Genomic DNA, 12924 nt, shown 5'->3' with positions numbered 1-12924 from the left:
GCCTCCTAGAGCGGGATGTTGCCGTGCTTCTTCGGCGGCAGGCTCGCCCGCTTCGTGCGGAGCGCGCGGAGCGCCTTCGTGACCGACACGCGCGTCGCCGCGGGCTCGATCACGCCGTCGAGCTCGCCGCGCTCCGCGGCGAGGAAGGGCGAGGCCACGTTGTAGGTGTACTCGTTGGCGAGCTTGGTCCGCACCGCCGCGACGTCCTCGCCGGCCTCCTCGGCCCGCTTGATCTCGCCGCGGTACAGGATGTTGACGGCGCCCTGGCCGCCCATGACCGCGATCTCGGCGGTCGGCCAGGCGAGGTTGATGTCGGCGCCGAGCTGCTTCGACCCCATGACGATGTACGCGCCGCCGTACGCCTTGCGGGTGATGACCGTGACGAGCGGCACGGTCGCCTCGGCGTAGGCGTAGAGCAGCTTCGCACCGCGGCGGATCACGCCCGTCCACTCCTGGTCGGTTCCGGGCAGGTAGCCGGGCACGTCGACGAGGGTGAGGATCGGGATCGAGAACGCGTCGCAGAACCGGACGAACCGCGAGGCCTTCTCGCCCGCGGCGATGTTGAGCGTTCCCGCCATCTGGCTCGGCTGGTTCGCGATGATGCCGACCGAGCGGCCCTCGACGCGCGCGAAGCCGACGACGATGTTCGGGGCGAACAGCGGCTGCACCTCGAGGAAGTCGCCGTGGTCGACGATCCCCTCGATGATCGAGTGCATGTCGTACGGCTGGTTCGGCGAGTCGGGGATGATCGCGTTGAGCCTGCGGTCGTCGTCGGTGATCTCGAGCTCGGCCTCGGCCTCGTAGACCGGCGCCTCCGACATGTTGTTGTCGGGCAGGAACGACACGAGCGTGCGCGCGTAGTCGAGCGCGTCGGACTCGTCGCTCGCGAGGTAGTGGGCCACGCCCGAGACGGTGTTGTGGGTGAGCGCGCCACCGAGCTCCTCCATCCCCACGTCCTCGCCGGTGACCGTCTTGATGACGTCGGGGCCCGTGACGAACATCTGGCTGGTCTTGTCGACCATGATCACGAAGTCGGTGAGCGCGGGCGAGTACACGGCCCCGCCGGCGGCGGGGCCGCAGACGATCGAGATCTGCGGGATGACCCCCGAGGCGGCCGTGTTGCGGCGGAAGATCTCGCCGTACTTGCCGAGGGCGACGACGCCCTCCTGGATGCGGGCGCCGCCGGAGTCGAGGATGCCGATGATCGGGACGCCCGTCTTCAGGGCGTGCTCCATGACCTTGATGATCTTCTCGCCCGCGACCTCGCCGAGCGAGCCGCCGAAGATCGTGAAGTCCTGCGAGTAGACCGCGACCGGACGGCCGTGGATCGTGCCGAGGCCGGTCACCACGGCGTCGCCGTACGGCCGCTTCGCGTCCATCCCGAACGCGTGCGTGCGGTGCCGCACGAACTCGTCGAGCTCGACGAACGAGCCCGGGTCGAGGAGCTCGTCGATGCGCTCGCGCGCGGTCATCTTGCCCTTGGCGTGCTGCTTCTCGATGGCCGCCTCGCCGGAGGCCGTCACGGCTTCGTGGTAGCGATACTTGAGGTCGGCGAGCTTGCCCGCGGTGGTGGAGAGGTCGGGGCCGTCGTTCGTCGATTCGGTCACGCCGTTCACTCTACCGGCGCCCTTCCGGGCCGGTTCGTTGACGGATTCCCACAAAAAGCCGGCGGTGCGTGGTGGTGATCGCCACCGCCGGGGCGCCGGCGGACACTACCCTGAACCTCGACGGAAGGGGAGGTCGCATGGACTGGGAGCGATCGCGACGAGCGGTGCCGAGGTTCGAGTGGCTCGACTCGACCGGGTCGACGAACGACGTCCTGCGCGAGGCCGTCACCGGTGCGGATGCCGCGGGCTGGCCCCACGGCGCGACCGTCGTGACCGACGACCAGACGAGCGGTCGCGGGCGCCTCGGACGCACCTGGCTCGCGCCGACCGGGAAGACGCTCGCGATCTCGGTCCTCATCCGCCTATCCGAGCTCGGCGGCGCGAAGCTCCCGCCGGACGCGCTCGGCTGGCTCCCGCTCCTCGCGGGCGCGGCGATGACCGAGGCGGTCCGCGGGGCGCTCGCCGCGGCATCCGTCGACCGGGGCGGCGAGGAGGACGGCACGGGCGGCGTCGAGGCGTGGCTGAAGTGGCCCAACGACGTGCTCGTGTCGGGGTTCAAGGTGTGCGGCATCCTCTCGGAGCTCGTCGCCGGGGACACCGTCGTGATCGGAGCGGGCCTCAACCTCACGCTCGACGAGCACGACCTGCCGACGCTGACGTCGACCTCGCTGCAGCTGGCGACGGGCGTCCGGCCGGACGCCGACGCCGTCCTCGCCGACTACCTGGAGCGCCTGCTCGCGTCGACGGCCGAGTTCGCCGCCGCCGGCGGAGATCCGATCGCGAGCGGCCTCGCCGACCGCGTGACGACGCTGTGCGGCACGCTCGGACAGGACGTGCGCGTCGAGCTTCCGGGGGGCGGCGAGCTCGTCGGCGTCGCGGAGCGCATCGACGCCGACGGGCGCCTCGTGGTCCGCGACGACGAGAACGGCGAGGAGCAGGCTGTCGCCGCGGGAGACGTCACGCACCTGAGGTATTAATGGGCCTATGGGGGAGACGGCCGAGGTTCCCGTGCCCGACGGCGCCGAGCACGTCGTGGCGCGACTGCGCCGCCACGGGCGCGCGCTCGTGCTGCCCGCCGTCCTGCTGATCGCCGTCGCGGGCGTCACCGCGTACGCGGTGCCGTGGCTGGAGGACGGCTGGCCGAGCCTCGCGGCGATCGTCGCCGGGTCGCTCGTCGTCGTGCTCGGCAGCCTGCTGCCCTACCTCGGCTGGCTCAGCTCGCGCACCACGATCACCACGCGTCGCGTCATCGTCCGTCGCGGGCTGTTCGTCCGCGTCAGGCGCGAGCTCTGGCACCGTTCGGGGTACGACGTCCAGGTCACCCGGTCCTGGCTGCAGCGGATGTCGGGTTCGGGCGACGTGCGGCTGGAGACCGGGCACGAGGTCGCGGTCGTGATCCGCGACGTGCCGAAGCCGCTCGAGGTGCAGGCCGCGCTGCACGAGCTCATGGCCGGCGCGCACGCACTCGGCGGACCCGCCGTCGGACCCGCCGCGCGCCCGGCGGCGTTCACGACCGCCGAAGCGCTCCCCTGGAACGGCCGCTGAGCGGTCGCCGAGCGGTCGCCGGACCGACCGTGGACCCCACCCGGAGGCGGAGCGCGTACTCTGGTCCGCGGCCCGCGCACGGTGTCGGGCCGTTCGGGACGAAGGGCGAGACCACTTGGGCGAGGAATGCATCCACGGATTCGACGAGGGCCTCTGCGCGATCTGCTCGCCCCCGCCTGAGCCCGCAGCCGCGCCGAAGCCCGCACGCGCGACGCGGAAGCCCACCGGCCGGAGCGCCCCGAGGGAGCGCGCCGCGGTCCGCGGCGCCGGGCCCGCGGCATCCGCCCGTTCGGCCCGCGCGGCGAGCGGCGCCTCGGCCGCCCCGGTCGACGTGGGGGCCTCCCGCATCTACCACGTCACGCACATCGAGAACCTCGGGCGGATCCTCGGCGCCGGAGCGATCCTCGCCGACGCGGGCGACCCGCCGGCGGCGCCCGCGGTCGACATCGCCGCGCCGGCCGCGCGGACGTACCGCCGGACCGCCACCGTGCCCGGCGCCGACGCGACCGTCGCCGAGTACGTCCCGTTCCTGCTCAGCACCGACGCGCACGTGTGGGACGCGATCCGCACCGGCACGCCGGACCCGCGGCTCGCGGCCGAGGCCGTCGAACGGGCCGCCGCCGATCACGTCATCCTCGTGTCCTCCGTCGCGGCCGCGGCCGGGGCCCGACGCGAGGTCGACGGCGAGGTCGTGGTGAGCGCGACGGATGCCTCGGTCGGCGGCGCCGAGCTCGCAGCCGACTGGTCCGCGGTCTCGCGCGCCGTCGTGCGGCTCACACTCGCCGACGACGGCGAGGGCCTGCGGACCGGCGAGCTGCTCGTGCGCGGCGGCGTGCCGCTCGAGCGGATCGCGCTCATCGCGGTGTCGAACGACCGCGTGCGCGATCGCGTCCGCGCCGCGCTCGCCGCGGTCGGGGCGAAGACGCGCGTCGCGGTCTACCCGCCCTGGTTCCTCGGCTCCTCCGACTGAGCCCGGTCCGGGCCGTCGTCGGTCGGGCTCGGCGACGCGGCGACGGGCCGCCCGCGATCGAGCGGCGCGTGCTCGAGCGGCGGCTGCTCGAAGAGCGCGCGCTGCGCCTCCTCGACGCGGGCCAGGTTCGACAGCCCGTCGCTGCGGTGGTGCCCGTACACCCAGTACCGGTACAGCACGAACCGGAAGGCGGTGCCGAGCCCGAGGCCGATCACGTTCGAGGAGATGTTGTCGGCGAGCAGGCTCGTGAAGCCGAGCACGTGGTGGCTGACCCACAGGCAGATCAGCGAGATCGCCATGCCGCCGAGCGAGACGACGAGGTACTCGGCGAACTCGCGCAGCACGTGGCGTCGCCGATGGCGGCGGAAGGTCCAGTAGCGGTTGCCGAGCCAGTTGAAGACGATCGCGACGCTCGTCGAGATCGTCTTCGCCCCGATCGCCGTCTGGGCCCAGGTGTCCGTGCCGAAGACCCCGACCCGCAGCGCGTTGAAGAGCGCGACGTCGATCACGAAGCCGATGAGCCCGACGATGCCGAACTTCAGCAGGTAGGCGAGGAACCCGTGCCACGCCCGCGATGCGAGGGTGCGGACGGTCTCGGACACCCCCCGATCCTAGACGAGCGGTCGCCCTAGACTGGGATGTCGCGGCGACCGGCGTCGCGAGAACGGAAGGTGCGCACGTGCGAGTCGGAGTGATCGGCGCAGGACAGCTCGCCCGCATGATGATCCCCGCGGCGATCGAGCTCGGCGTCGAGCTCCGGGTGCTCGCTGAGGCCGACGGGATGGCGGCCGGACTCGCGGCCGACCGCGTCGGCGACTACACCGACCTCGACGCGGTGCTCCCGTTCGCCCGCGAGGTCGACGTCGTCACCTTCGACCACGAGCACGTGCCGCAGGACGTGCTGCGCGCGCTCGTCGACGCGGGGATCCGGGTGCACCCGGGCCCCGACGCCCTGCGCTTCGCGCAGGACAAGCTCCTCATGCGCGAGCGCCTCGCCGAACTCGGTCTCCCGGTCCCCGAGTGGGCCCGGGTGTCGAGCCCCGAGGAGCTCGACGCGTTCATCGCCGAGCACGGCGGCTCGGCCGTCGTGAAGACGCCGCGGGGCGGCTACGACGGCAAGGGCGTCCGCGTGGTGCGCGCCGCCGCCGAGGTCGCCGAGTGGTTCGCGGCCATCGCGGAGGACGGTCGCGACGGTGCGCTCCTCGCGGAGGAGCTCGTCGACTTCCGCCGCGAGCTCGCCCAGCTCGTCGCCCGTCGCCCGTCGGGCGAGGTGGTCGCCTGGCCGCTCGTCGAGACCGTGCAGGTCGGCGGCGTCTGCAGCGAGGTCATCGCCCCGGCGCCCCACTCCGCCGGCCGGCTCGCCGACGTCGCCGCCGACGTCGCCGTCGCGATCGCCGAGGGGCTCGACGTCACCGGCGTGCTCGCGGTCGAGATGTTCGAGACGACCGACGACCGCGTGCTCGTGAACGAACTGGCGATGCGACCCCACAACTCCGGCCACTGGAGCATGGACGGCGCGACCACCGGGCAGTTCGAGCAGCACCTGCGCGCCGTGCTCGACCTGCCGCTCGGCGGCACCGGATGCCACGCCGAGTGGGCGGTCATGGTGAACCTGCTCGGCGGCCCCGCCGAGGGCACCCTCGCCGACCGGTACGCCGAGGCGCTCGCGTCCCACCCGACGGTGAAGATCCACAACTACGGCAAGGCCCCGCGCCCGGGCCGGAAGGTGGGCCACGTGACGGCGATCGGCGACGACCTCGACGACGCGGTCTACGAGGCGCGCGCGGCGGCCGCGGCGTTGCAGGACTGAGACCCGCCGGCGAGCGCCCGGGCGGAGCGCCGCTGCGGGAACTCGCAGCAGTCGGCCCTAATATCGATCGAGTGATCGCAGGCAACCCCACCGCCCCCCTCGTCGGCGTCGTCATGGGCTCGGACTCCGACTGGTCCGTGATGAAGGACGCCTCGGAGCTCCTCGACGAGTTCGGCGTCCCGCACGAGGTCGAGGTGGTCTCGGCGCACCGCACGCCCGAGAAGATGATCGCGTACGGCAAGGAGGCCGCCGCCCGCGGCATCCGCGTCATCATCGCCGGCGCGGGCGGCGCCGCACACCTGCCCGGCATGCTCGCGTCGGTGACGACCCTCCCGGTCGTGGGCGTGCCCGTGCCCCTGTCGCGCCTCGACGGGCTCGATTCGCTGCTCTCGATCGTCCAGATGCCGGCCGGCGTGCCGGTGGCGACCGTGTCGATCGGCGGCGCGAAGAACGCCGGCCTCATCGCGGTGAAGATCCTCGCCACCGCCGACGACGCGCTGCGCGACGCGCTCGCCGGGTACGCCGCGTCGCTCGCGGCGCTCGTCGAGGAGAAGAACGAACGGCTGAAGTCGAGCCGATGAGCCTCGCCGACAGCCCGATCCGCTACCCGGACACCGGTTCGCGCCCGATCATGACGCGGCGCGGGTGGTGGCTCGTCGGCCTCAACATCCTGATCCCCGGGTCCGCGCAGTCGCTCGCCGGGAACCACCGGCTCGGACGGCTCGGCCTCGGGGCCACGCTCGCGCTGTGGACGCTCGTCGTCGCCGCGTTCGTGACGTGGCTCGTCGCACCCGCCGTCCTCTACACGCTCGCGTCCAACAGCATCGTCCTCTGGATCGTCGCGATCGCCGCGGTCTTCTACGCCGTGCTGTGGGTCGTGCTCACGTTCGACACGCTGCGCCTCGTCCGCCTCGTCAAGACGGTGCCGGCGGCGCGCGGCGGGATCGCGGCGCTCGCGATCGCGGCCATGGTGCTGGTGTCGGGCGGCGCCGCCTACGGCGCGTACGTGGCGACCACCGCGAGCGGCTTCCTGTCCTCGGTCTTCGTCGCGGGGCCGAGCGAGCCGCCCGTCGACGGGCGCTACAACATCCTGCTGCTCGGCGGCGACGCCGGACCCGACCGCGAGGGCCTGCGTCCCGACAGCATCCGCGTCGTGAGCGTCGACGCCGACACCGGCCAGGCGGTGACCATCGGCCTTCCGCGCGACCTCGCGAACGTGCCGTTCGACGAGGACTCGCCGCTGCGCGCGACGTACCCGGAGGGCTACGGCGCCAACGGCGTCTGCGACGTCGACGTGTGCCAGCTCAACTCGATCTACACCGAGGTCGAGCTGAAGAGCCCCGACCTCTACCCGAACGCCGTCGCCGAGGGCAGCGAGCCGGGCATCGAGGCGATGCGCGACGCGGCCGAGGGCATCACGGGGCTCACGATCCAGTACTACGTGCTCATCGACATGGCGGGCTTCCAGCAGCTCATCGACGCGCTCGGTGGCGTCACGGTGGACGTCCCGCACGACGTGCCGATCCACGCCGACGAGACCTTCACGACGGTCGCCGAGTGGATCCCGGCGGGTGAGCAGCACCTCGACGGCTACCACGCGCTGTGGTACGCCCGCTCGCGGCACGGCACCAGCGACTACGACCGGATGGCGCGGCAGCTGCAGATCCAGGAGGCGGTGCTCGCGCAGTTCAACGCCGCGAACGTGCTCTCGAAGTTCCAGGAGGTCGCCGCGGCCGGCTCGCAGGTCGTCAAGACGGATGTCCCGCAGTCGATGCTCGGGTACTTCGTCGACCTCGCTGGCAAGACCAGGGAGCTCCCGATCGTCGACGTCCCGCTCGTTCCGGACAACGGCGTGGATCCGCTCGATCCCGACTACGAGTTGATCCGGCAGATGGTCCAGGACGCGCTCGTGCCCCCGACGACGGAGCCCGAGGAGGGCTGACGCGGCCTGACAGGGCTGACGCGGCGCGTCTCGCGCCGTCGCCTCAAAGGTCGGCGTGGAGGTGCCAGATCCGCTCGGCCGCGTCCCGCCAGTCGTACGCGCGGGAACGATCGTGCCCGGACACCGCGAGCCGGTACGCCGCGTCGCGGTCCTCGACGACGCGGGTGATCGCGGCGGCGAGGCGATCGACGAAGCCGTCGCCGACGCCGACGGGCACGACGAGACCGGCCCCCGCGGAGACCTCGAGGTACGCCGGCGTGTCCGAGTGGATGACCGGTGCCCCCAGGGAGAACGCCTCGATGAGCTCGGTGCCCGAGTCGTCGTCGTGCGCCGGTGCGAGGTAGGCCGCAGCGCCGGCGATCACGACCGCGAGGTCCTCGGCGGCGAGATCGTCGAAGCGGTGGATCCGTCGGGCGTCGACCCCCAGCTCGTCGGCGGCCTGAACCAGGTGCTGGTCGCCCCAGCCCTCCGGGCCGATGACCACGATCGGGATGTCGGGGACGCCGTTTCGCCCGAGCGCCGCCAGGACGTCGACGAGTCCCTTGCGCGGCTCGAGCGTTCCCGAGACGGCGACGTAGGCATCGGGGAGTCCGAGACGAGCGGCGCGGTCGTCCGCGTCGGAACCGACCACCAGGCCGGCACGGGGGGCGGTGCCGACCACGCGGACCCGGTCGCCGAAGTCGGCGATCATGGAGAGCCGGTCGGCCAGCGCGTGCGTCGGGACCACCACGGCGTCGGCGTGACGGCGGGCGCGCTTCAGCATCCCCTTCTGCCACGCGACCGACGTCGAGCTCAGCGCCTCCGGATGGGTCCAGGCGAGGACGTCGTGGACCGTGACGACGGTCTGGTCGCCGGCGTCGGCGTCGTGCTTGCGCAGCGGGGCGAACAGGCTCGTCCCGTGGATCATGCCGCCGCCCGGGGAGGTGGTCACGCCGAACTGCCATGCCGCGGCGAGTTCGCGGCGCGCGAGCGAGGACTTGTACAGGCCGGACAGCCCGGGCAGCTCGGCCTCGACCCGTGCGTAGTCGGCGGGCAGCGACGACGAGACGATGCCCTCGACCTCGCAGCCCGCAGGGGCGGCGGCGATCAGCGCACGGCCGAGGTCGTGCGTGTACCGGCCGATCGCGCCGGGCACCGGCGCGACGATCTGGTCGACGATCAACCGGAGGGTCGTGGTCACCTCGGTCCTCTCCTTCGGCGGGGTCGGGCGGTTCGCCGGGCTTCGGGCGTACGACGGCCCAAGACTAGTGGTGGTCGCTCGGAGACGGCCGCGATCGCTCACAGGAGCGACGCGCTCAGCCTCGGAGGTAGCGCAGCAGGCCCGGCGGGATCGGCCCGCGGATGCGCAGCAGTCCGTGGACGCCCCCGACGAGCGTCGCGACGAGATGCTTGGTCCTCTTCGGCCCGCTCACGATCGCATCGAACGTCGGGCCGATCTGGCGCTTGACCACCGCGAGGGTCCAGCGCCGGCGCCGGATGAAGTTCCGGAACACCAGGTCGATGTTGTTGCGGATGATGTAGTACTGCCGGAACGGCGAGTGGTACTGGTACAGGTGGCCGCCGTCGCGGTGGGTGAGCGGGAGGCCGAAGGGCCGGAACGGGACCATCTCGCCGAGCGCGTGCGCGATGTCGGTGTCCTCGGCGATCGCGATGCGGAAGCCGTGGTCGCGGACGCGGAGGCAGTACTCCGTGTCGACGCAGTCGATGACGAGGCGCTCGTCGAAGAGGCCCGCGGACTCGAGGCAGTCGCGGGAGATGACGAAGCCGGACTGGATGGCCTCCGGCACGAGGCCCAGGCCCTCGGGCGAGTACCAGGTCGGGATCGAGGGCTGGCCGTTCACCCGGTCGGTGCAGACGATGCCGACGCGGGTGACCCGATTCGCGCGGGCGAACGTGTCCAGGCACGCCTCGACGTAGCCGGCGGGCAGGTCGGTGTCCTGATCGGTGTTCACGACGAAGTCGGCGCCGTCCTCCAGCGCGGCCCGGACGCCGACGTTGAGGGCACGCGCGATGCCGGAGTTGCGGTCGAGGCGGATGCGCCGGCTGTTCGCGATCTCGTCGCCGATCCTCGCGAGCACGGCGTCGGCGGCGGGGCCCGTGCCGTCGTCGACGATGATCAGTTCGTCGACCTGCGCGGCCAGCGACCGCATGTTCTCGACGACCTCGTCGTCGGGGTGGAAGGTCGGAACGACGGCGATGACGCGGGCTGGGACGGTCGTCGTCGGCGACGCCGTGACCGTCGCCAGTGGTGCTCGGGGCGGTCGCGAACGGGGCATTAGGCTAGCTTACGTGTCGCCGACGGAAGGAAGAGATCGAGCGTGAGCGCCGTCCCTGATGCGAACTGGGCCGAGGGGAGGTCCGACACGGGCCTCAGCCCCGAGGAACGCGCGGTGGAGCAGCATCTCGAGCTCCTCGACCGGGTCATCGGCCTCGAGGAGCAGCTCCGGGAACTCCGCGTCCCCGACCTGCTCGGGCCGACGGAGGTGGTCGCGGTCGAGCGCAACCTGGCCTCGATGCGGACGTCGATGACCTGGCGCGCCGGACGCGTCGTCACCCTGCCGATCCGCGCGGCGCGCGTCATCAAGCGGCGGCTGCTCGGATGAGCGAAGACCGGTCGCAGGCGACGGACCGCTTCGACGTGTGGATCGACGCGGCGGGCCTCGCCGAAGGCGAGGCGAAGCGCGCCGTCGACGCCGTGCTGGCCGCGGGCGTCGCGCCGGGCTCCGTGCAGGTCGTCGCGCACGAGGGCATCGACGAGTCGATGCGGGCCGAGCTCGCCGAGACGGCGCGGCAGGCCGGCGCGGCCGTGACCGTCGCGGATGCCGCCGTCCTCGACGACCTCGTCGCGCGAACCTCCGCGGAGACGCTCGTCATCGTCCGCGGCGGCCGGATCGTGCCCGACGGCATCGCGAAGCTCGACGGCTTCCTCGCACGATTCCCGGCGGTCCAGGCCGTCTACGGCGACTCGACCACCGAGACCGGCGCTCCGCTCCTCCGGCCCCTGTTCTCGCCGCTGCGTCTCCTCGGCAACGACTACCTCGGTCCGGTCGTCGCGATCCGGATCGATGCCCTGCGGCGTCTCGGAGGCCTGCGTGCCGACGCCCGGCGCTCCCAGGTGCTCGACCTCGTGCTGCGGCTCGATCGCGCCGGCGAACCGGTCGCGCTCGTTCCCGAGGTCCTCGCGGTCGAGGACCTGGCCCACGACGACTACGCCGGAACGTCCGACGCGCAGCGTCGGGTCGTGGAGCACGAACTCGACGCGCGCGGCATCCGCGCGCGCGTCGAGGAGGTCGAGCCCTTCCTCCGGCGGGTGCGCTACGACGTCGACGACCAGCCGCTCGTCTCGGTGGTCATCCCCACGCGCGGCAGCAGCGCGGTGATCGGCGGCGTCGACCGGGCGCTGGTCGTCGAGGCCGTCCGGGGAGTGATCGACGGCTCCGGCTACGACAACGTCGAGGTCGTGATCGTCGCGGACGCCGAGACGCCGAGGCCCGTCGTCGACGAGCTCGAGCGGATCTGCGGCGATCGGCTGCGCCTCGTGCTCTGGGACGCGCCGTTCAACTTCAGCGGCAAGATGAACCGCGGCGCTGCCGCGGCTCGCGGCGAGTTCCTGATGCTCCTCAACGACGACGTCGAGATCGTGACGCCCGACTGGCTCGAGACGATGGTCGGCCTCGCACGCCAGCCGGGCGTGGGCATCGTCGGCGCGCAGCTCTACTTCGAGGACAGCACCCTCCAGCACTCCGGGCAGGTGTACACCGGCGGGGTCGCCGGTCATGCCGCGTTCGGCTGGGAGGGCGGCCGGGACGACTCGATCAAGTCGCTCAGCGTCGACCACGAGGTCTCCGGCGTCACCGCCGCCTGCGCGCTGGTCCGACGCGACGTGTTCCTGGAGGTGGGCGGGTTCAGCCTCGCCTTCCCCGGCAACTACAACGACGTCGACCTGAACATGAAGATCCGCGCGACCGGTCGCTCCGCAGTGTTCTCGCCGTGGGCCCGCCTGTACCACTTCGAGTCCAAGACGCGCGACCCGAAGATCCTCGACACCGACATCTCCACCCTCCAGTCGCGGTGGTCCCGCCGGATGCAGGTCGAGATGTACTCCCGGATGCTCTGAGGCGACGCGCGCCGCGGCATCCGCTCGGTATCGAAGACGGATGCCGCGACGCGACGACCTCGGTGCGTCGGCGTCGAGCGGGTCAGGCCGTGAGCGCGCCGGAGCGGACCGCGTCGGCGAGCGCGTCGCGCCACGGCCGCATCTCGGCGAGTCCGGCGGCCGCCCACGCGGCGTGCCCGAGCACCGAGTACGACGGACGCGGAGCCGGGCGCACGAACGACGAGCTGTCCGTCGGCGTGATCCGCTCGGGGTCGAGGCCGGATTCCTCGAGCACGGCCCTCGCGAACTCGTACCAGGTGGCCTGGCCGGAGTTGGTGCCGTGGTAGACGCCCGCGGGGGCGTCGGCGTCGAGCAGCAGGACGATCTGCGCCGCGAGGTCGGCCGTCCACGTGGGCTGGCCGAGCTGGTCGTCGACGACCGACCACGTGTCCTTCGACCTCGCGAGGTTCAGCATGGTCTGCGCGAAGTTCGCGCCGTGCTCGCCGTACAGCCAGGCCGTGCGGACGACATAGGTGCCGTCAGGATGCGCGGCGAGCGCGAGCTCCTCGCCGGCGGCCTTGGTGCGGCCGTAGGCGTTGATCGGATCGCGGGGGAGGTCCTCGGCGTACGGCTCCGTCGCGTTCCCGTCGAACACGTAGTCGGTGGAGACGGTCGCGAAGCGCGCTCCGACGGCCGCGCACGCGGCGGCGAGGTTCGCCGTGCCGGTGGCGTTGACGGCGTAGGCCTGCTCCTCGTGCGACTCGGCGTCGTCGACCTTCGTGTAGGCGGCGCAGTTGACGACCACGTCATGACCCGCCACGGCCGCGGCGACGGCGGCGGCATCCGTCACGTCGAGGTCGGCACGGCCGAGCGCGGTCACCTCGCGGCCAGCGAGCGCCGACTGGAGGTCCCGGCCCAGCATCCCGTTCGCGCCGGTGATGAGCACGCGCACGG

At 72.5% G+C, this 12924-nt stretch carries 13 protein-coding genes; 8 read left to right on the top strand and 5 right to left on the bottom strand.

Annotated features, from left to right (window positions below):
- Positions 1-5 precede the first annotated feature (5 nt).
- The gene (locus GLX25_RS07945; RefSeq protein ID WP_166548597.1) at positions 6-1607 is read right to left on the bottom strand and encodes an acyl-CoA carboxylase subunit beta; all 1602 of its coding nucleotides are present in this window, start codon (positions 1605-1607) and stop codon (positions 6-8) included.
- A 137-nt stretch (positions 1608-1744) separates the two neighbouring features.
- On the opposite strand from GLX25_RS07945, the gene GLX25_RS07940 reads away from it, so the two are divergent.
- The 3 genes from GLX25_RS07940 to GLX25_RS07930 all read left to right on the top strand — a co-directional run bounded on the left by GLX25_RS07940 (position 1745) and on the right by GLX25_RS07930 (position 4122).
- The gene (locus tag GLX25_RS07940; RefSeq protein ID WP_155841917.1) at positions 1745-2584 is read left to right on the top strand and encodes a biotin--[acetyl-CoA-carboxylase] ligase; all 840 of its coding nucleotides are present in this window, start codon (positions 1745-1747) and stop codon (positions 2582-2584) included.
- A 7-nt stretch (positions 2585-2591) separates the two neighbouring features.
- Entirely contained in the window at positions 2592-3152 is a 561-nt protein-coding gene (locus GLX25_RS07935; protein ID WP_155841915.1) for a PH domain-containing protein, read from the top strand.
- Positions 3153-3267: 115 nt separating this feature from the next.
- Entirely contained in the window at positions 3268-4122 is an 855-nt protein-coding gene (locus GLX25_RS07930) for a DarT ssDNA thymidine ADP-ribosyltransferase family protein (RefSeq protein ID WP_155841913.1), read from the top strand.
- On the opposite strand, the gene GLX25_RS07925 is transcribed toward GLX25_RS07930, so the two are convergent.
- Positions 4089-4724: a GtrA family protein gene (locus GLX25_RS07925; protein WP_166548596.1), complete on the bottom strand. Its 636-nt coding sequence runs from the start codon at positions 4722-4724 to the stop codon at positions 4089-4091. The two genes, GLX25_RS07930 and GLX25_RS07925, sit on opposite strands and share 34 nt — an antisense overlap.
- 89 nt (positions 4725-4813) lie before the next feature.
- Between GLX25_RS07925 and GLX25_RS07920 the strand changes: the two genes are divergently transcribed.
- From GLX25_RS07920 to GLX25_RS07910, 3 genes are all read left to right on the top strand, one after another.
- Entirely contained in the window at positions 4814-5932 is a 1119-nt protein-coding gene (locus GLX25_RS07920) for a 5-(carboxyamino)imidazole ribonucleotide synthase (protein ID WP_420837646.1), read from the top strand.
- 113 nt (positions 5933-6045) lie between these two features.
- Positions 6046-6513: a 5-(carboxyamino)imidazole ribonucleotide mutase gene (purE, locus tag GLX25_RS07915; RefSeq protein WP_155841994.1), complete on the top strand. Its 468-nt coding sequence runs from the start codon at positions 6046-6048 to the stop codon at positions 6511-6513.
- Positions 6510-7874, top strand: coding sequence for an LCP family protein (locus tag GLX25_RS07910; RefSeq protein ID WP_155841909.1), 1365 nt, complete (start codon positions 6510-6512; stop codon positions 7872-7874). The genes purE and GLX25_RS07910 overlap by 4 nt, the downstream gene beginning before the upstream one ends.
- Positions 7875-7917: 43 nt before the next feature.
- Here GLX25_RS07910 and GLX25_RS07905 read toward each other — a convergent pair whose 3' ends face one another.
- The gene (locus tag GLX25_RS07905) at positions 7918-9054 is read right to left on the bottom strand and encodes a glycosyltransferase (RefSeq protein WP_166548595.1); all 1137 of its coding nucleotides are present in this window, start codon (positions 9052-9054) and stop codon (positions 7918-7920) included.
- A gap of 115 nt (positions 9055-9169) precedes the next feature.
- A complete protein-coding gene (locus tag GLX25_RS07900; protein ID WP_155841907.1) occupies positions 9170-10150 on the bottom strand; it encodes a glycosyltransferase in 981 nt (326 codons plus the stop codon).
- A 42-nt stretch (positions 10151-10192) separates the two neighbouring features.
- Here GLX25_RS07900 and GLX25_RS07895 point away from each other — a divergent pair, with 42 nt between their 5' ends.
- Positions 10193-10477, top strand: coding sequence for a hypothetical protein (locus tag GLX25_RS07895; RefSeq protein WP_155841906.1), 285 nt, complete (start codon positions 10193-10195; stop codon positions 10475-10477).
- Complete coding sequence (locus GLX25_RS07890) at positions 10474-11991, top strand: glycosyltransferase (RefSeq protein ID WP_155841904.1); 1518 nt, start codon at positions 10474-10476, stop codon at positions 11989-11991. Before GLX25_RS07895 ends, GLX25_RS07890 begins: the two co-directional genes overlap by 4 nt.
- 82 nt (positions 11992-12073) lie before the next feature.
- Here GLX25_RS07890 and rfbD read toward each other — a convergent pair whose 3' ends face one another.
- Entirely contained in the window at positions 12074-12922 is an 849-nt protein-coding gene (gene rfbD, locus GLX25_RS07885) for a dTDP-4-dehydrorhamnose reductase (RefSeq protein ID WP_166548594.1), read from the bottom strand.
- Between the last annotated feature and the right edge of the window lie 2 nt (positions 12923-12924).

The organism is Agromyces luteolus, assembly GCF_009729855.1.
Lineage (GTDB): Bacteria > Actinomycetota > Actinomycetes > Actinomycetales > Microbacteriaceae > Agromyces > Agromyces luteolus.
This window is presented reverse-complemented; position numbering and strand designations above follow the sequence as displayed.

Excerpts from the sequence above, each read along its gene's own strand:
- GLX25_RS07935 (WP_155841915.1), top strand. The coding sequence starts at position 2,592 with ATGGGGGAGACGGCCGAGGTTCCCGTGCCCGACGGCGCCGAGCACGTC.
- GLX25_RS07890 (WP_155841904.1), top strand. The coding sequence starts at position 10,474 with ATGAGCGAAGACCGGTCGCAGGCGACGGACCGCTTCGACGTGTGGATC.
- purE (WP_155841994.1), top strand. The coding sequence starts at position 6,046 with ATGGGCTCGGACTCCGACTGGTCCGTGATGAAGGACGCCTCGGAGCTC.
- GLX25_RS07940 (WP_155841917.1), top strand. The coding sequence starts at position 1,745 with ATGGACTGGGAGCGATCGCGACGAGCGGTGCCGAGGTTCGAGTGGCTC.
- GLX25_RS07910 (WP_155841909.1), top strand. The coding sequence starts at position 6,510 with ATGAGCCTCGCCGACAGCCCGATCCGCTACCCGGACACCGGTTCGCGC.
- GLX25_RS07900 (WP_155841907.1), bottom strand. The coding sequence starts at position 10,150 with ATGCCCCGTTCGCGACCGCCCCGAGCACCACTGGCGACGGTCACGGCG.